Source organism: Vibrio sp. ArtGut-C1 (assembly GCF_002105475.1).
Lineage (GTDB): Bacteria > Pseudomonadota > Gammaproteobacteria > Enterobacterales > Vibrionaceae > Vibrio > Vibrio diabolicus.
On sequence record NZ_NCTH01000024.1, the window covers coordinates 38,114 to 56,458 of the forward strand.

17 protein-coding genes are annotated in these 18,345 nt (G+C 46.3%); 4 read left to right on the forward strand and 13 right to left on the reverse strand.

The window, feature by feature from the left end; all coding sequences use genetic code 11:
• Nucleotides 1–63: 63 nt before the first annotated feature.
• A complete protein-coding gene (locus B7360_RS18180; protein ID WP_085344287.1) occupies nucleotides 64–1,440 on the reverse strand; it encodes a PhoH family protein in 1,377 nt (458 codons plus the stop codon).
• Nucleotides 1,441–2,000: 560 nt separating this feature from the next.
• Here B7360_RS18180 and rapA point away from each other — a divergent pair.
• Nucleotides 2,001–4,910 (forward strand): RNA polymerase-associated protein RapA, encoded by a 2,910-nt coding sequence (gene rapA / locus B7360_RS18185; protein ID WP_006742347.1) that lies wholly within the window; start codon nucleotides 2,001–2,003, stop codon nucleotides 4,908–4,910.
• A gap of 108 nt (nucleotides 4,911–5,018) precedes the next feature.
• Here rapA and B7360_RS18190 read toward each other — a convergent pair whose 3' ends face one another.
• A complete protein-coding gene (locus B7360_RS18190) occupies nucleotides 5,019–6,284 on the reverse strand; it encodes an NRAMP family divalent metal transporter (protein ID WP_085344288.1) in 1,266 nt (421 codons plus the stop codon).
• A 342-nt stretch (nucleotides 6,285–6,626) separates the two neighbouring features.
• On the opposite strand from B7360_RS18190, the gene B7360_RS18195 reads away from it, so the two are divergent.
• Nucleotides 6,627–7,379 (forward strand): pseudouridine synthase, encoded by a 753-nt coding sequence (locus tag B7360_RS18195; RefSeq protein ID WP_085344289.1) that lies wholly within the window; start codon nucleotides 6,627–6,629, stop codon nucleotides 7,377–7,379.
• A gap of 93 nt (nucleotides 7,380–7,472) precedes the next feature.
• Nucleotides 7,473–8,435 (forward strand): D-2-hydroxyacid dehydrogenase, encoded by a 963-nt coding sequence (locus B7360_RS18200; protein WP_085344290.1) that lies wholly within the window; start codon nucleotides 7,473–7,475, stop codon nucleotides 8,433–8,435.
• 87 nt (nucleotides 8,436–8,522) lie between these two features.
• Here B7360_RS18200 and yjgA read toward each other — a convergent pair whose 3' ends face one another.
• Nucleotides 8,523–9,050, reverse strand: a complete 528-nt coding sequence (gene yjgA / locus B7360_RS18205; RefSeq protein WP_005396253.1) for a ribosome biogenesis factor YjgA — start codon at nucleotides 9,048–9,050, stop codon at nucleotides 8,523–8,525.
• Nucleotides 9,051–9,160: 110 nt separating this feature from the next.
• Between yjgA and pmbA the strand changes: the two genes are divergently transcribed.
• Nucleotides 9,161–10,504: a metalloprotease PmbA gene (gene pmbA, locus B7360_RS18210; RefSeq protein WP_005396252.1), complete on the forward strand. Its 1,344-nt coding sequence runs from the start codon at nucleotides 9,161–9,163 to the stop codon at nucleotides 10,502–10,504.
• A 61-nt stretch (nucleotides 10,505–10,565) separates the two neighbouring features.
• Here the strand turns inward: pmbA and mgtE are convergent, their stop codons facing one another.
• The 10 genes from mgtE to kdsD form a co-directional block, all read right to left on the reverse strand.
• A complete protein-coding gene (gene mgtE / locus B7360_RS18215) occupies nucleotides 10,566–11,924 on the reverse strand; it encodes a magnesium transporter (RefSeq protein WP_006742352.1) in 1,359 nt (452 codons plus the stop codon).
• 148 nt (nucleotides 11,925–12,072) lie between these two features.
• The gene (locus B7360_RS18220; RefSeq protein ID WP_005396244.1) at nucleotides 12,073–12,348 is read right to left on the reverse strand and encodes an HPr family phosphocarrier protein; all 276 of its coding nucleotides are present in this window, start codon (nucleotides 12,346–12,348) and stop codon (nucleotides 12,073–12,075) included.
• A gap of 2 nt (nucleotides 12,349–12,350) precedes the next feature.
• Nucleotides 12,351–13,214 carry an RNase adapter RapZ gene (gene rapZ / locus B7360_RS18225; protein WP_085344291.1) on the reverse strand — a complete coding sequence of 288 codons (864 nt, stop codon included), beginning with the start codon at nucleotides 13,212–13,214 and terminating at the stop codon, nucleotides 12,351–12,353.
• A gap of 14 nt (nucleotides 13,215–13,228) precedes the next feature.
• Nucleotides 13,229–13,675: a PTS IIA-like nitrogen regulatory protein PtsN gene (ptsN, locus tag B7360_RS18230; protein ID WP_005381116.1), complete on the reverse strand. Its 447-nt coding sequence runs from the start codon at nucleotides 13,673–13,675 to the stop codon at nucleotides 13,229–13,231.
• Between the two features lie 2 nt (nucleotides 13,676–13,677).
• The gene (gene hpf, locus B7360_RS18235) at nucleotides 13,678–13,965 is read right to left on the reverse strand and encodes a ribosome hibernation promoting factor (RefSeq protein ID WP_005381114.1); all 288 of its coding nucleotides are present in this window, start codon (nucleotides 13,963–13,965) and stop codon (nucleotides 13,678–13,680) included.
• Nucleotides 13,966–13,989: 24 nt separating this feature from the next.
• Nucleotides 13,990–15,459 carry an RNA polymerase factor sigma-54 gene (locus B7360_RS18240; protein WP_085344292.1) on the reverse strand — a complete coding sequence of 490 codons (1,470 nt, stop codon included), beginning with the start codon at nucleotides 15,457–15,459 and terminating at the stop codon, nucleotides 13,990–13,992.
• A 50-nt stretch (nucleotides 15,460–15,509) separates the two neighbouring features.
• A complete protein-coding gene (gene lptB / locus B7360_RS18245) occupies nucleotides 15,510–16,235 on the reverse strand; it encodes an LPS export ABC transporter ATP-binding protein (RefSeq protein WP_085344293.1) in 726 nt (241 codons plus the stop codon).
• A gap of 1 nt (nucleotide 16,236) precedes the next feature.
• The gene (gene lptA, locus B7360_RS18250; RefSeq protein WP_005396239.1) at nucleotides 16,237–16,731 is read right to left on the reverse strand and encodes a lipopolysaccharide transport periplasmic protein LptA; all 495 of its coding nucleotides are present in this window, start codon (nucleotides 16,729–16,731) and stop codon (nucleotides 16,237–16,239) included.
• On the reverse strand, nucleotides 16,712–17,275 hold the full coding sequence (gene lptC, locus B7360_RS18255) for an LPS export ABC transporter periplasmic protein LptC (RefSeq protein ID WP_005396238.1): 564 nt from the start codon (nucleotides 17,273–17,275) through the stop codon (nucleotides 16,712–16,714). Before lptC ends, lptA begins: the two co-directional genes overlap by 20 nt.
• A gap of 86 nt (nucleotides 17,276–17,361) precedes the next feature.
• Nucleotides 17,362–18,333 (reverse strand): arabinose-5-phosphate isomerase KdsD, encoded by a 972-nt coding sequence (kdsD, locus tag B7360_RS18260; RefSeq protein ID WP_005396237.1) that lies wholly within the window; start codon nucleotides 18,331–18,333, stop codon nucleotides 17,362–17,364.
• Nucleotides 18,334–18,345: the final 12 nt, after the last annotated feature.

An 18,345-nucleotide genomic window follows, 5' to 3' on the forward strand; every position in this document is an offset into this window, starting at 1 on the left:
TTAAAATCGTTATAAAAAGAGCGCTCATTAGAGCGCTCTTTTGTTTTTGTAAGTCGATGTCGACTACAGGTTCTCTTCGGCAAACTCTGCCAAGCGGCTACGAACCACGCCGTTAAGGTGAATATTCGCGCTGCCTTCAAAGTTCTTGAAGCGTTCAACCATGTAGGTCAAACCAGAGGTCACAGGGGTGAGGTAATGGGAGTCAATCTGCGCCAAGTTACCGGAGCAGACGATTTTGGTTCCTTCGCCGCAGCGGGTGATGATGGTTTTGATTTGTGAAGCGGTGAGGTTTTGACACTCATCAAGCAGCACAAACGCATTTTGAATCGAACGGCCACGCATAAAGTTGATCGATTTAAACTGAATGTTGGCTTTATCGCAGATGTACTTCAATGAGCCTTCAGTGCAGTGATCGTGTTTATGTAGCGCTTCCAAGGTGTCGGTCACCGCCGCTAACCACGGCATCATTTTCTCCTCTTCTGAGCCGGGTAGGAAGCCGATGGATTCACCGATATCTGGCGTGTTACGAGTCACGATAATTTTATCGAACATGCCTTTTTCAATGGTTTGCTCCAGTGCTGCTGCCATGGCTAATAGCGTTTTACCACTACCTGCTGCACCAGTTAAAATCACTAGGTCAATATCCGGGTCAAGTAAGGCATCCAACGCCATTCCTTGGTAGATGTTTTTTGGTGTGATGTCCCAAGCCTTACGGTGCATCATGCGTTCTCGGCTCAGGTCGAGTAGCGTTAATTTGTCTTCATTGATGGTTTCCACGCGGCCAGCAAAGTCGCTGTCTTCATCAATCACATATTGGTTAATAAAGGTTGGTTCAAAAGGTTCACGACTGAGCTTGTGATAGGTTTTTCCGCCCAGCGCATAACTTTCCACTTCCTCAATATCACTCCAGAAATCCCCCTCACGCAGTTGAAAGCCTTTGGTGAGGTATTGAATGTCGTCAATCAGTTGATCGGTTCGGTAGTCTTCAACAAAACGTACGCCAGCGCCTTTGGCGCGCAGACGCATGTTAATGTCTTTCGTGATCAGTACCACTTCACGTAGTGCTCGTTTGTTTTGCAGATAAAGCACCGCATTGAGTATGCGGTTGTCACCGGCTTTGTCGGCGAAGGCTTTGACGGTTTCCTGCAGTTCGAAATCCGCCAAAATGGAAATGGTGCCTTGGTCGGGGCTGTCTTTAGAAACAGGAATACCTTCAGAAATTTCATCGGGCGTTGCTTCTTTAAACAAATCTTCCAAAGCGCGAATAGCCACGCGAGCGTCTCTTGCGACATCGCGTTTGCTGTCTTTGATTCGGTCGAGTTCTTCCAACACGGTCATGGGGATAACGACATCGTGTTCTTGGAAAGAGAAGATGGCAAAGGGTTCATGAAGAAGAATGTTGGTATCAAGTACAAACAGTTTCCGATCGGTATCGCCCATAGCGTCTCCTTGCCGTAATACGGCTCTGCATGCGAGTGGTTAGGTCGTTCTCAAATAGGTGTGAAGCGGCCTAACTCTGATTGCTTGCAATAGAGGTTGTCGGGCTGATGTCGGTTAGTGTGCAACCGAGTAGCAAGACAACTTACTGCAAACCCGTGTTGATCCTAATCGTGTACTAACGCGCTTAAATCATATGCAATGGTTTTAAACGCCCCTCACTAGAAGTATACGTAATATTTACGTTCTACAACTTAATAATTGGCATGAGTATTTTACAATTTGATTGCATTTATAGTTTGGGAAAAAAAGTTTCCGCTTGATGCGGTTTCGGCGTGACCTAAATCACAGCTTCAAGTAAGATTAGCGACCTTTTTCTACGTATAGGCTACGTCCGATTTATCATGTTGAGCTGGCTTAAAAATACTCAGTTCATACTAGAATGACGAATGCTATCGGCATAGCAGAAGCCAGAATCAGATCTAAACTATTATCCATGCCTACGGGCATGAGTAGACCAACAAGAAACACGAATCAAGAACTAATAACGAGGTAGTCAATTCATGACATTTGCTTTGGGGCAGCGCTGGATTAGCGATACGGAAAGCGATTTAGGTTTAGGTACCGTTGTAGCAATGGATGCTCGTACTGTGACATTGATGTTTGCAGCGTCAGAGGAAAACCGAGTTTACGCACGTAACGATGCACCTGTTACCCGAGTCACCTTTAACGTTGGTGATGTCATCGACTGCCAAGAAGGTTGGTCTCTAAAAGTTGAAGAAGTACTGGAAGATGAAGGTCTATACACCTATTTCGGTACTCGTGAAGACACGCAAGAAACCGCCGTTGTTCTGCGTGAGATTTTTCTGAGCAACCAAATTCGTTTTAATAAACCTCAAGATAAGTTGTACGCCGGTCAAATCGATCGCATGGACAACTTTGTTCTGCGTTACCGTGCGCTAACCAACCAATTTGAGCAGCATAAGAGTCCAATGCGTGGCTTGTGTGGTATGCGTGCAGGTTTGATCCCTCATCAGCTTTATATCGCGCACGAAGTTGGCCGTCGCCACGCGCCACGCGTATTACTGGCGGATGAAGTGGGTTTGGGTAAAACCATCGAAGCGGGCATGATCATCCACCAGCAAGTTCTGTCTGGCCGTGCAGAACGTATTTTGATTGTGGTGCCTGAAACACTGCAGCATCAATGGCTGGTTGAGATGATGCGTCGTTTCAACCTGCATTTCTCTATTTTTGACGAAGAGCGTTGTATCGAAGCATTTGCGGATGCAGAAAACCCATTTGATACCCAGCAATACGTGCTGTGTTCTTTAGACTTCCTACGCAAGAGCCGCAAGCGTTTTGAACAAGCACTGGAAGGCGAATGGGACCTATTAGTTGTCGATGAAGCGCATCACCTTGAGTGGAGCCAAGATAAACCGAGCCGTGAATACCAAGTGGTAGAAGGTTTAGCTGAACGCACTCCGGGCGTACTGCTATTGACGGCAACGCCAGAACAGCTTGGTCGTGAGAGCCACTTTGCTCGTCTGCGTTTGCTGGATCCTGACCGTTTCTACGATTACGAAGCGTTCGTCGAGGAAGAAGAACAATACGCGCCTGTAGCGGATGCGATTACTTCACTCTTCTCTGGTGAAAAACTGCCTGATGAAGCGAAAAACCAGATCACTGAGTTGCTGTCTGAACAAGACGTAGAACCACTTTTCCGCATTATCGAAAGTGAAGCGGACGAAGAAGCTAAAGCGTCAGCGCGCCAAGAGTTGATCGACAACTTGATGGATCGTCACGGTACGGGACGTGTTCTGTTCCGTAACACACGTGCGGCTATCAAAGGTTTCCCTGCGCGTAACGTGCATCTGATGCCAATGGATATTCCACCGCAATACACCACGTCAATGCGTGTTGCTGGGATGATCGGCGGTAAGATGAGTTCTGAAGCACGTGCGATGAAGAACCTTTACCCGGAAGAAATTTTCCAAGAATTTGAAGGCGATGACGCAAGCTGGTGGCAGTTTGACTCGCGCGTGAATTGGTTACTTGAAAAGGTAAAAGAGAAGCGCAGCGAGAAAATTCTGGTGATTGCCTCTCGTGCAAGTACGGCTCTGCAATTGGAGCAAGCGCTGCGTGAGCGTGAAGGCATTCGTGCGACCGTCTTCCATGAAGGTATGTCGATCCTTGAGCGTGACAAAGCAGCCGCTTACTTTGCGCAAGAAGAAGGTGGTGCACAGGTTCTTATCTGTAGTGAAATCGGCTCTGAAGGTCGTAACTTCCAGTTTGCCAACCAATTAGTCATGTTTGACTTGCCGTTCAACCCTGACTTGCTTGAGCAACGTATCGGTCGTTTGGACCGTATCGGCCAAAACCGCGACATCGACATTCATATTCCTTACCTGAAAGGTACCTCGCAAGCCATTCTTGCTCGCTGGTTTGATGAAGGTTTAAACGCTTTTGCAGAAACTTGCCCAACAGGCCGTGCCGTTTACGATAAGTACTCTGATGATCTGATTGAAATCCTTGCTTCTGGTGACACCAGCACGCTAGATGAGATCATTGAAGCGTCAGCAAAAATGAATAAAGAGCTGAAATCCCAATTGGAGCAAGGCCGTGATCGCCTGTTAGAAATGCATTCAAATGGCGGAGAAAAAGCACAACAAATCGTTGAGAAAATTGAATCAACCGACGGCGATACCAATCTGGTCACCTTCGCACTTTCTCTATTTGACACGATTGGCTTGAATCAAGACGACAAAGGTGAAAACGCACTGATTGTGACCCCATCTGAGCACATGATGGTACCAAGCTATCCAGGCCTGCCATACGAAGGAGCGACGATCACGTTTGATCGTGATACGGCTTTATCTCGTGAAGATATGCACTTTATCAGTTGGGAGCACCCAATGATCCAGGGTGGTATCGATCTTCTGATGAGTGAAGGGGTGGGGACGTCTGCGGTATCTCTACTGAAAAACAAAGCGTTACCAGTCGGGACCATTCTTCTTGAGTTGATTTACGCGGTGGATGCGCAAGCGCCAAAACGCAGTGGTATCGCGCGATTTTTACCGAAAACGCCAATCCGTTTGATGATGGACTCGCGTGGTAATGATTTGTCTGCTCAAGTGGAATTTGAAAGCTTTAACCGCCAGCTCAGCCCTGTAAACCGTCACTTAGGCAGCAAGTTGGTCACGTCGGTACAGAAAGACGTACACCGCTTGATCGAAGCGGGGGACAATCTTATCGAAGCGAAGGTTGAGGAAGTACGCAAGCAAGCTCATCAAGATATGCAGCATAGCTTGAATGCAGAACTTGAGCGTTTGCAAGCACTGAAAGCGGTAAACCCCAATATTCGTGACGAAGAAATTGAAGCCATTGATGCACAAATTAAGGAGCTCACTGGTTACATCAACCAAGCTCAAGTGCAGCTCGACTCGCTACGTTTGATTGTGGTAAGCCACAACTAAGTAAGCATTTATTGTTCATTAAAAAAGGTCTTCAGTTGAAGACCTTTTTCTTTATTTGCGGTTTAGTTTCTTTATGCTAAATGCATTACTCACTCATAGCTAACTCATTTACATCAACCATTTCCACCAGATAAATACAGCCAAGAAGCCAAACAAGTAAATCAGCCCTGCAATCGACAACCACTTCAATTTAGGTCCAACAGCCAAAGGTTCAGGTAACTCGGTTTTGCTCACTAATGTGTAATTTAGCAGAGCAAAGAATGGCGTGGTCATAAAGGCGAGGATCATCGCAAAGTTCAGCATAGGCAATAACGCAGAAGCCCAGAAAACCACAATACATAATGCAAGTAAGGCGACCACCAGCATGATCGCTGACGTGGCTTTAGGGTTAGTGTCTGGTTGTGAGCGCAGTAGACGTTGAGAGTCAGAAATAACGCGTGAGTAGCCATCAATAACGGTAATCGTGCTGCCAAAGATACAGAAAAACGCAATTACCGCGATTAAGTAACGAGACCATTCGCCAATTGTTGCCGCATATAAGCCAACCAATTGGTGGGAGAAGCCAACGCCAGAGCTTTCAAGCGCAACGCCAGAGCCATAAAGCATCAAAGAACCTAATGATACAAAGATAATGGCAAGAAAAGCCGTGCCAATATAACCGACGTTAAAGTCAAATAGAGCAGAGCGGTATGTTACTTCTTGCTGGCTTGATTGGCGTTTTAGCCATGCTGAGGTTAAACAGGAGATCTCTATCGGTGCAGGCATCCACCCCATTGTCACAACGATAAAACCAATAGCCGCAATAGACCAAGGTGACGGCGGCTCGAAGTTGGCCACTTGTTCAACAGGGTTACCAAAGGCGATAGAAACAGCGAGTAAAGTCGCGATGGTTAACACCGACATGATCACTTTAGATAGCGTATCGAGCGCTTTGTAATGGCCAGCAAATAATATGATCAGGCAGGTGACAATCACAATGATGCTGAGTGATGCCATTGATAGTGAAAACGGAATGAAGTAGCCCAGCAAGCTAGCGCTAAACATCAACAAAGCGGCGGTATTGATGACGGCCGATACCACGCTCAGAAATAGAAATAGCCATAGATAAGGCCGACCTAATTTCGCGTAGCCCTCAACCAAGGTGAGCCCTGTCCCCATGGTGTACTGTACGCCCGCTCGGAAAAAAGGGTATTTAAACAGGTTTACGAGCAGAATCAGCGCCGCCAATTGCCAACCATAAATCGCACCAGCTTTGGTTGATGCGACGAGGTGAGAGCCACCGACCGCAGCAGATGCCATTAATATGCCGGGGCCTAGCGAACGAAAAAATAAGGAAAGTTTGGATTGGGGTTTATCTATAACGGCGGAGTCCATTGCTTATTGTCCTTTTTATCTTATGTATCTTTCTAAAGAGATACATACCGCAGTGCATGACAAGCTGAGCGCTCGCCCTATACTGCGCAACGGTAATGTCTTTTAAATGCTGTGTTTTGATGTATTTATTTTAAGTATTCTTTGCGAATATCATGCTGTGTGCATCTAGCACTCTATTCAGTTATGCGTCTTGTTGTCAAACTAAATTTACAACGTGCTATTTTTAGTTTTTATGCTAAAGGATTGACTTTGTTTTATTGGTTTGAACTTTTCTTCAGCACCCTGCATCTGGGTGCTATTTAGGTATATAATCGCGGCGTTTTTATTTTGTAGAGATCTCCCATGGCAATGCTTGAATATACCCCTCCCACCGACCCTTGGGTCGATATCGTTTTTGAGGATGACGACATTCTGGCAGTGAATAAGCCATCAGGATTGCTGTCTGTTCCTGGTCGCCTTGCAGAGCATTACGACAGCATGTGGAGCCGCCTCAAGGAAGTGCATCCAGAAATCCAAGTAGTGCATCGCTTGGATATGTCGACATCAGGGCTGATGCTGCTGGCGAAAAATAAACCTTCGGAGCGAGCATTAAAAAAGCAGTTCCAATATCGTCTCACCCACAAGGTGTATTACGCACGTGTTTGGGGGCATGTCGAGCCGCAAGAAGGGAATATTGACCTTCCATTAATTTGTGATTGGCCAAACCGTCCGCGACAAAAAGTATGCTTCGACGACGGCAAGCCATCTCAAACTTTATTCCAAGTGGTGAAGCGTGAAGTGCACCCAGATGGCACCCATACGACCGTTGTGCGACTACTGCCCATTACTGGTCGATCGCATCAGTTGCGCGTGCATTTGATGGCGATTGGTCATGCAATTGTGGGTGATGAGTTTTATGCAACTGAAGAGGCGTATCAGTTTTCAGAACGTTTAGAGTTGCACGCTGCGGAGCTAAGTTTTTATCACCCAGCCACGGATCAGCTGAGCAGTATTTTTGTACCTTGTGACTTTTATCCTGGAGCCGAGGCGGCGATCTTTAACTATTTTTCGCCAGAACGTACATTGCCTGATTATAAAACGTTGCCACACCCTTAATGCCAATTGCACTCAACAACGGTTCTTTCTAGTTCGCTATTTCGTTACTGTGGTTGATGTATCCTGTCTTTCAGCCGTGAACAAGGAGTTGTTATGTCTTTGCCGACCATCGTATTTTTGGACCGAGCGACCATCCCAGAACATATTGAGATCCCACGACCTAGCTTTCAGCACCACTGGCGTGAGTACGACTTAACCGCGCCAGAGCAGGTAATAGAAAGGTTAGCAGATGCAGATATCGTGATTAGCAATAAAGTCCTGCTTGACCAAAATATATTAGAGCAACTACCACAATTGCGGATGATCGCGGTTGCCGCGACTGGTTTTAATAACGTCGATGTGGACTACTGTGCTAAGCATGATATTGCGGTTGCCAATGTACGTGGTTACGCGACGCGTTCGGTGCCTGAGCACGTGATTGCGATGCTGTTTGCTTTACGCCGAAATTTATTTGGTTACCATCAAGATATTGCCGCTGGCGAATGGCAGCGTAATAAGCAGTTTTGCTTTTTTACGCACCCAATCGGGGATATAGGTGGTAGCACGCTAGGTGTTATTGGCAGCGGCGCTTTAGGGCAAGCGACAGCACAGTTAGCTGATGCGCTAGGCATGCAGGTGATCTTTGCTGAGCGTAAAGGTGCATCAGAATGCCGACCTGGTTATGTGCCGTTTGAGGAAGTATTGAAACGCTCTGATGCGTTGACTTTGCACTGTCCGCTCAACGAGCATACTCAGAATTTAATTGGTCAAGCAGAGTTGCAACAAATGAAGTCCAACGCCATTCTAATTAATACGGGGCGTGGAGGCTTGGTGAATGAGCAAGCGCTGGTGGATGCCCTAAAGCAGGGAGAAATCGCTGCGGCTGGCTTTGATGTCTTTACCCAAGAACCAGCAGATGAGAGCAATCCGCTGATTGCCAATATGGGTTTACCTAATTTGTTACTGACACCGCATGTTGCATGGGGCAGCGACTCATCGATTCAACGTTTAGTGGAAATCTTGATTGAGAACATTAACGCTTTCGAGCGCGGAGAGCGTATTAATCGCTTGGTGTAACGCTGACATTTAAGTAAAAGATAAAAAAGCAGACATCATGTCTGCTTTTTTCGTTAATTGAATGCTCGTTGGAATAGAACCGTCGAATTAAAACTCTTCTTCGTTCAGACCTTTTAGGATCTGGAAGATTTCGCGGTACGCTTTTGCTGGTTTCCCTGCTTTTTTCTCTTTGGCTGCTTGGCGAGCCAATTGGCGTAGACGCTGACGATCCGCCTCTGGGTACATTTCCATTACGTCATCAATGGCTTTGTCACCTTCTTCCACCACGCGATCACGCAGAGCTTCAAGTTTGTGGAATACCGCCGTTAATTGAGAGTGCTTGTTACGAATCTTATCCAACGCCGCTTGGATTGGCTCTGGATCTTCATAACGCATCAACTTACCAATACGTTGTAATTGGCGACGACGTGCTTCGTTTTTAAAGCGTTGTGCGTCTGCAATTGCTTCTCGCAGGTCTTCGCTCAATGGAAACTTTTCGAGAACTGCAGGTTTGAGGCCGACAAGCTCCTCACCTAGCTTTTGCAGTTCTTCCATGTCTCGCTTCATCTCGGATTTGCTTACCCAGATGATCTCTTCTTCTGGTTCCCATGGCGCTTTTTGATTCTTACGTGCCATTTCAGTTGCCTGTGTTTTGATTAATATTATGACTATTTTAACAAGAATCGTGGGGAGAAAGCGAAATTCTTGTTATCCTATTGTTCATCAAAGACAAGATGTGAAAGACAATGGATATTAAACAGCAGGTTGCTGAGCAACGTACCGAGCTAGAGCAAGCCGTCGCAAGAGCCTTAAAGCTTGCATCGGCAAAATCTGACGCCGCCGAAGTCGCAATTACCAAAAGCACTGGTTTAAGTGTATCTACTCGCATGGGCGAGGTAGAAAATGTCGAGTTCAACAGCGATGGTGCGCTGGGCATTACCGTTTATCGAGGTCAACGCAAAGGCAGTGCTTCCACGTCTGATTTAAGTGAAGCTGCTATCGAGCAAACCGTTATTGCGGCGCTGGATATTGCGCATTACACATCTGAAGATCCATTTGCAGGGCCCGCTGCCAAAGAATACATGGTGCAAGAGATCCCTGAGCTTGATCTTTTCCACCCAGACGCCCCTGATCCCGATTATGCTGCCGATGTGGCGATCGCCGCTGAGAAAGAAGCGTTAAGTTATGACAGTGCAATCAAGCAAAGTGATGGCGCGAGTTATGATAGCCACTACGGTGTAAAAGTGTATGGTAACAGCCATGGCTTATTAGCAAGCTATGCGTCTAGCCGCCACAGTACCAGCTGTTGTGTTATTGGCGTTGGTCAAAATGGCGAAATGGAGCGTGATTACAGCTACACTGTGGCACGTCATCGCGATGACTTATGGACACCAGAAACAGTGGGTCGTAAGGCGGCAGAGAATACGATTAACCGCTTAGATGCGCAGCGCCTAAAGACAGGTAAATACCCAATCATGTTTGCTGCTGATGTTGCAACTGGCTTGATTGGTCACCTTGTTATGGCGATCAGCGGTGGTAACCTGTACCGTAAATCTTCTTTTCTACTTGATCACCTTGGTAAGCAAGTGCTTCCTGAGTGGTTCAATATCTCGGAGCGTCCACATGTATTACGTGGTTTGGCGTCAAGCCCCTTCGATAGCGAAGGCGTGTACACTCAAGATCGTGAGATCATCACTGACGGTGTGCTAGCGACTTACCTGTTAACCAGTTATGCCGCACGTAAAATGAAGATGGCGCCGACAGGTCACGCTGGTGGCATCCATAACTGGTACGTGAAATCGACTGGTCAAAACTTCGAACAAATGCTCAAAGAGCTCGGCACTGGTCTTCTAGTGACAGAAGTGATGGGGCAAGGCGTGAACGTGGTAACAGGTGATTACTCTCGCGGTGCTGCAGGCTTTTGGGTTGAGAACGGCGAAATCCAATACCCAGTATCGGAAATTACCATTGCTGGTAATCTAAAAGACATGTTCAATAAGATTGTTGCCGTAGGTAGCGACGTTGAAACGCGCTCGCAAATTCAAACGGGTTCAATCTTACTGGATGCGATGAAAGTTGCGGGTGAGTAAGCTTTCCTAATTCAGAATTAAAAAAGCCTGATGTGTTCATCAGGCTTTTTAGTTTTTGCAGTTAGGTAATCAGTATTGTGGCAAGCCCTAAGAATACTGATAAACCAATTACATCCGTTACGGTCGTTAACGCCATACCACCAGCTAAAGCTGGATCGATGTTCATTTTCTTTAAGAGGATTGGAATCGTTACTCCGGCAACCCCAGCGACCAATAAGTTGGTCAGCATCGCTGCGGAAATGATTCCCCCTAGCATCCAGTTACCTTTCCAAGCGACAACAATGCCGCCAATAATCAGCGCCCACATGATGCCGTTGAGTAAACCGATCGAGGCTTCTTTCATCAACAGTTCTCGTTTGTTCGAGTCACCGATATGACCAAGAGCAAGACCACGAATCACTAGTGCGACGGTTTGGTTACCAGCGACACCACCCATGGAAGGAACAATCGTCATCAATACGGCAATGGCCGCCATCTGGTCTAGCGTGGCTTCAAACATGTTAGAAACAGAAGCGGCAGCGAGTGCGGCCAACACGTTAGCCCCAAGCCAGATACTACGTTTGCGAGCTGATTTTACAACGGGTGCGAAGGTATCTTCGTCATCGTCCATACCTGCCATACTCATCATCGAATGCTCGGCATCTTCACGGATAACGTCAACTACGTCATCGATAGTGATACGGCCAACGAGATGCTGATTCTCGTCTACGACAGGAGCAGAGACCCAGTTACGACGTTCGAACAGACTAGCAACATCTGAATCACTGGTATCGACAGTGATCGCTTCGTCAGCATCTTCCATGATGTCGACAATTTTGACATCAGGCTGGGTCGTGATCAGCAGAGTAATGGGTAGTTCACCAATCAGTTTGCTTTCTTCATCAATGACATAAAGTGCATCCGTTGCTTCTGGTAGTTCACCTTTCATACGCAGATAACGTAAAACCACGTCCACATCTACGTCACCACGAATCGTGATAACGTCGGTGTTCATCAGCCCACCTGCGGTGTCTTCTGGGTAGGACAGGGCGGTTTCGACACGCAGACGGTCAGAGGAGTCCATTTGCGACAGGACTTCGCGTGACAGGTTGTCTGGCAAGCTACGCAGTACATAAGCCACGTCATCGGTATCCATGCCTTCTGTCGCTTCTGCAAGCGCTTCTGGTGCCATTTTGGATACGAGACTATCTTTGACGTCTTCGTTCAGTTCGTCGAGGATTTCACCGTAGTCTTCAGGGTCGGTGAGTTGCCAGAGAACTTCACGGCTTTTTCGTGGAGAGGCTTCTAAAAGGTGAGCGATATCCTCAGGTTCCATGTCCTGTAACTGACGACGAACATGGACGAAGCGGCCATTTTCTAGCGCTTCTGTGACTTCTTGGAGGGCTTGGTGAGCTTGGTCGAATTCAATTTGCTCTGCCATTCATTCCTCCCAATTCCTGATATTTACAATGCGTTGAATAATAACTTAATTCTAGGCGCCTTTTAATAACAACTTATGATACTAAGCAAATTTATTTATTGGCGCAGTGAGGGGAGGGGGAGTGAGAGCTAATAAAAAAGCGAGTAAATTACTCGCCTTCATCAAATTTATCTTCGATTAAGTGGCAAACGGCATCCAGTGCTTCTTCTGCTTGCTCACCCGCAGCGTGGATTGTGACGTACTGTCCTTGAGCAGACTCAAGCATTAATAAACCCATTACGCTGTCTGCTGTGGCGGTTTTGTCTTCTTCATTGTCGATAGTGATGACCGCTTCAAAGCTCTGGGCCAGTTCGACCAGTTTGACGGCTGCGCGAGCATGTAAGCCAAGGCGATTTTGAATCAATACTTTACGACTTAACTCCACAGCTACTCCTTAGTGTTTTTCTCTAGTGAGGTATGGCGAATTTGCACTTGGTGTCCTTTATTGGCGAAGTACTCACCGATTTGCTGAGTTAAGTACACCGAACGGTGTTTACCACCGGTACAACCTATTGCAACGGTCAAATAGCTGCGATTGTTTTTCTCGAGCAGAGGTAACCAATTCTCTATAAAGTTTTCAATTTGGTATTTCAAACTTAACACCGATTGGTGCTGCTCCAAAAATGCGGCGATAGGGGCATCCAAACCCGTAAGTGGGCGCAACGCTGGTTCCCAATGTGGGTTGGGCAAGAAGCGAACGTCGAATACGTAATCGGCATCGGAAGGCAGGCCATATTTGAAGCCAAAAGACTCAAATACCATAACAAGCCCTTTGCGATCTCTGCCTTCAACACGCATACGCACGGTTTCACTCAACTCATGCAAAGATTGTCCGCTGCTGTTCAGTACAAGATCGGCATGTGCTTTAAGTGGCGTTAAAATTTCTTTCTCACGCTCGATGGCTTGGTCAAGAGATAGAGAGGTGCCACCTAAAGATAAAGGGTGGATTCGGCGTGTTTCGCTGTAGCGTTTGAGTAGCGTTTCCTTATTGGCGTCCAAGAAAAGCACGGTCACATCAAGCTCTGTTTTCAACTGCTCCAGTGTACCAGTCAGTTCTTTTAGCTTTTTAGGGATATTGCGAATATCAATGCTTACCGCAACATTCTGCTTGCTGTCAGCAATAGAATGAACAAACGCGTCCAGCAAATTCACTGGGAGGTTATCAACACAGTAATAACCTAAGTCTTCCAGTACGCGCAGCGCAATACTCTTACCGGCACCTGAGTGCCCGCTAACCACGATTAGTCGCATGATGTCCGTCCTGCTTATTGGTGAATCATGATGTCGTAAAGTTCTTCATCACTCTGAGCATTGCGCAGTAGTTTCAATACTTGCTTATCGCTCAGACGTTCTGCCATAGAGGATAGAGTCTTGAGGTGCTCTTTGCACTGTTCTTCTGGTACAAGGAGCGCAAAAAGAAGGTCGACAGGTCGATTATCAATCGCATCGAATTCAATTGCTTCATCACATTGCAGCAAGACAGCAATAGCCTTGTCGCTCGATTGCATTCTAGCGTGTGGGATCGCAATACCGTTTCCGATACCAGTACTGCCCATTTTCTCTCTGTTGAGCATGCACTCGAACAGTTCGGTAGAATCTTGGCCCGTTTGATCAGCCACGATGCGGCTGATCATTTCAAGGGCGCGTTTTTTACTCGTGCAGTGGACCGCACTCTTGGTGCAGTCCAATGACAGTATTTCGCTCAGTTGCATGATTAATGACTGTTTAGTTTTTCTTTGTGCTTATTGAGTTGGCGAACCAATTTATCTACCAGCGAATCGATCGCGGCATACATATTTTCGTCATCAGCTGATGCGTGGATTTCGCCTTGATTTATATGAAGCGTAGCTTCCGCGATTTGAGTGATTTTTTCAACTTTTAGTACAACATGTACTTGATTGATATGGTCGAAGAACCTTTCGAGCTTCTGAAACTTAGAATTTACATAGTCTTGCATTGAATCGGTAAGATCAACGTGATGGCCTTGAATATTGATTTGCATAGACTTTCCTTTTCAGTTAGTGCCTTATAATAGGCGTTTACGCTGACTTGAAGGGGCAATTCCCAAGGATTCTCGATATTTGGCTATCGTACGTCTCGCGACCTGAATCCCTTGGTCAGCCAGAAGAGCAGCAATCTTGCTATCACTCAATGGCTTAGCAGTATTCTCTGCTGCGACCAGTTTTTTAATGAGTGCGCGAATTGCTGTTGACGAACATTCTCCGCCGTTGTCAGTACTAACATGGCTAGAGAAGAAGTACTTCAATTCAAAAATGCCACGTGGTGTATGCATAAATTTTTGTGTTGTTACACGAGAAATCGTGGATTCATGCATGTCCACTGCCAAGGCTACATCATTTAGTACCATTGGCTTCATGGCTTCCTCACCATACTCGAAGAAATCTTGTTGATGTTCAACAATACATCTTGCAACTTTGAGTAGCGTCTCGTTTCTACTCTCTAAGCTCTTAATTAACCATTTTGCCTCTTGCAAATTGCTGCGGATGTACTGGCTATCCGCGCTATTGCCTTTGCCTAATTGAGCATATTGTTGATTTACTTTTAATTTTGGAACGCTATCTGGGTTGATAGAAACGGTCCATTTGCCGTTGTCTTTAAAAACGGACACATCTGGAATTACGTACTCGGTATCATCCGGTGTGATACGGCTACCGGGACGAGGATCTAACTGCTGGATAAGTTTGAGGACTTCACGGAGATCGGCTTCTTTCAGCTTAGTCTCTTTGATGACGAGCTTGTAATCACGGTTCCCCAGGTGATCAATATGATCCGCAAGAATCATTTTGGCTTCAGCAAGCCACGGTGTGTCTTCTGGGAAAGTCGCTAGCTGTAGCAGTAGGCACTCTTGTAAGTTGCGTGATGCCACACCGAGCGGATCGAACTGCTGAATACGTTTACGAACGGCTTCTACTTCGTCTAACTCAATATCTTCGTTATCGAAGCTCTCATGAATTTCTTCAGGAGATAGGGTTAGGTAACCGTAGTCGTCAACAGCGTCAATAATCGCTAATGCAATCGTACGATCGGTTTCACTGAATGGTGTCAGGTCAAGCTGCCACATTAGGTAGTCATGCAATGATTCAGTGGTTTCGCCTTGGTAGACGGGCATATCATCATCAAGAGCTAAGCCAGTGCTACCGGTATTCGCGCTGTAGACGTCATCCCAAGTGGTATCGATTTCAAGTTCAGAGCTGATCTCTGACTTCTCAATTACGTCTGAACTGTCTGGAACGTCAATGTCTGCTGGTTCGTTAGCACTGTTGCTATCAGCAGCCTCGACCGCTGATTTATCTTCACCGTTTGCTAGAGGCTCATCTTGGCCTTCTTCAACTTCCAATAATGGGTTTGAATCCAATGCTTCTTGGATTTCCTGTTGAAGATCGAGTGTCGACAGTTGCAGTAAGCGAATCGCTTGTTGCAACTGTGGCGTCATGGCTAACTGTTGACCTAGCTTGAGTTGTAATGAAGGTTTCATTCAGTGTTACTTACCTTGTAATGCTCAGAATCTTACCGTTCCTAATATAATCATAGACGGAATTGTTCGCCGAGATAAACTTGTTTCACCTGTTCATTATTGAGAACTTCTGCCGGAGTTCCCGATGCAATTAGGTGCCCTTGGCTTACGATATAGGCTTTTTCGCATACGTCCAGTGTTTCACGCACGTTATGGTCAGTGATTAACACTCCGAGGCCGCGATCGCGTAGATGCTCGATGATTTTCTTGATGTCATTAACCGAGATTGGGTCAACACCAGCGAAAGGTTCATCCAACAAAATGAATTGAGGGTTGGCTGCTAAAGCGCGAGCGATTTCCACTCTGCGTCGCTCACCCCCCGATAGTGCCATACCCGCACTGGTTCTGATGTGCTGAATGTGGAATTCTTCCAACAAATCTTCCAGCTTATCTTGGCGCTCTTCACGTGTCATTTCTTGACGAGTTTCGAGTACGGCCATGATGTTATCTTCCACCGACAGCTTACGGAAAATCGACGCTTCTTGCGGAAGGTAGCCAATCCCGAGACGCGAACGACTGTGCATCGGCAGAATACTGATGTCTTGATCATCAATGGTAATGGTGCCTTCATCTCGTGGCACCAAGCCGACAATCATATAAAACGAGGTGGTTTTACCTGCGCCGTTTGGGCCTAGCAGCCCAACAATCTGACCAGATTCAACTTCCAAGCTAACATCGGTTACGACTTTGCGCTTTTTGTAGCTTTTCGCCAAGTTTTTCGCACTCAGTACTGCCATATTAGTTCTCTATCTGATTGGGTTGCAAAATGGTCGTAACGCGCTCTTCCTTAGAGCTATCAGCGACTAGCTTTTGTTTACCAATTTGGTAACGAATCGAAGAACCTTTAATGGTGTTGTTGTCTTGTGCCAGTTGCGCTTGACCTTTCATGGTCAATTCGTCTGTAGAAATACGGTAATCCAGCTCCACAGCTTGACCACTCAGTGTCTTACCATCGTCCATCAGCTGAGAAAACTTCGCAGGTTTACCAAATGCTTGAATCTGTTTGATGGCTTCGGTTTTAGGATCGCGCGTTACCACGATTCTATCAGCATCGATATTGATGCTACCTTGCTTAAGAGATACATCGCCTTTAAAGATAACCTGGTTACTCTTCATATCCACCTGTTGGGTGTCAGAGTTAATGTAAACCGGTTGTTGAGTATCCGACTTAAGTGCCAGCGCTTGAGGCGCCGCCAATACCAGTGCCAGTAGGCTAAGGTGTAACGGTTTCATATCGACCTTGAACTTCGTCTGTCAGAGTTGCGGTATGCTGCTTTAAGTTGCCTTGCATTGCGCCTCCAGTAGTTTCAAATTGTGGCCCAACCAACATGACCTGTTGATCAGCTTTAAAATCACGATTGGTTAGATTAATGACTAACTTGTCTGTTGCCATGGTATCAAAACTCGCACCTGGCAGAAGATTTTGCATTAAGACCTTGTCATATAACGTTAAGACTTGGTCTTCATCTAACACGGCTCTTGTGGCCGTCACCTTCCATTCAATGACGCTACCTTCACGGTAAACCATCAAAGTCGGGTTATTAAAAATGGTATCTCCACTCTTAGCATAATGGTCTAAGTTCGTGGAGCGGATGATGTAACTGCGGACACCATCTTCACCATAGGTGATGTTTTCCAGTCCAGTACCACTGAACATGGGCAGTTCAGAATCTGGTGCTACTTGAATTGCGTCGTTGCCTTTTGGGGTCAGTAGGTAATAACCGCACCATGCGACAACGAAGATCAAGAGCAAATAAATAAGGCGAGTAAAACTCATATAATGAAGGCCTATCGTTTAGCTCAGTACTTCCCTGACCATTGCCTTTATTTGTGTAATAAATGATTTAAATGTTTGTGCTGATATTACATCACGCCAGCTTTTAGTAAATCGTGCATGTTCAGTGCACCCACAATTTTTTCGTCTTTACATAAAATCAGAGCGTTAATATTTTTATTCTGCATCAAGTTCAAGCCTTCAACCGCTAGCATATCAGGGTGCGCTGTGGTTGGATTTGTCGTCATGACTTCGCCAATCGCGGTCGTATGAATATCAATGCGTTTGTCTAAGGTGCGACGTAAATCACCATCGGTGAATATACCAAGCATAGCATCGTGCTCATCGACGATAGCGGTCATTCCTAGCCCTTTTTCTGAAATTTCAAGCAGGGCATCGCGAATCAATGCGTTTGGAGAAACTTTAGGTAGCGCTTCTCCAAAGTGCATAATATCAGACAACTTAAGCAGCAGTTTTCTCCCTAACGCGCCACCTGGATGAGATAGGGCAAAATCTTCGGCAGAAAAACCACGCGCTTGAAGTAGGGCTACGGCTAATGCGTCTCCCATTACTAATGTGGCCGTGGTACTGCTGGTCGGTGCCAACCCTAGCGGGCAAGCTTCTTGAGGTACCGTGATTTGCAGGTGCAAGTCAGACAGTTTTGCCATATTGGATTCTGGCTTGCCTGTCATGCTAATTATCTTGATGTTCAGGCGTTTTAATACCGGAAATAGAGACAGAATTTCGTTTGACTCACCAGAGTTAGAAATTGCGAGCACAATATCTCCAGGGCTGATCATGCCCAAGTCGCCATGTGCTGCTTCGCCAGGGTGAACGAAAAACGCAGAAGTCCCCGTGCTTGCCAGAGTCGCAGCAATCTTGTTACCAATGTGGCCTGACTTGCCAATACCCATAACGACTACTTTGCCGCTGTTGGAAAGGATCAGTTCGCACGCTTTCTCAAATTGATCATCAAAGTAGGTATCCAGCTCTTGCAGAGCAGCAACTTCGATATCAAGAACTTGTTTAGCAGCAGCGCGAAAATCAAATTGATTGGACATATCAGTTCTCTA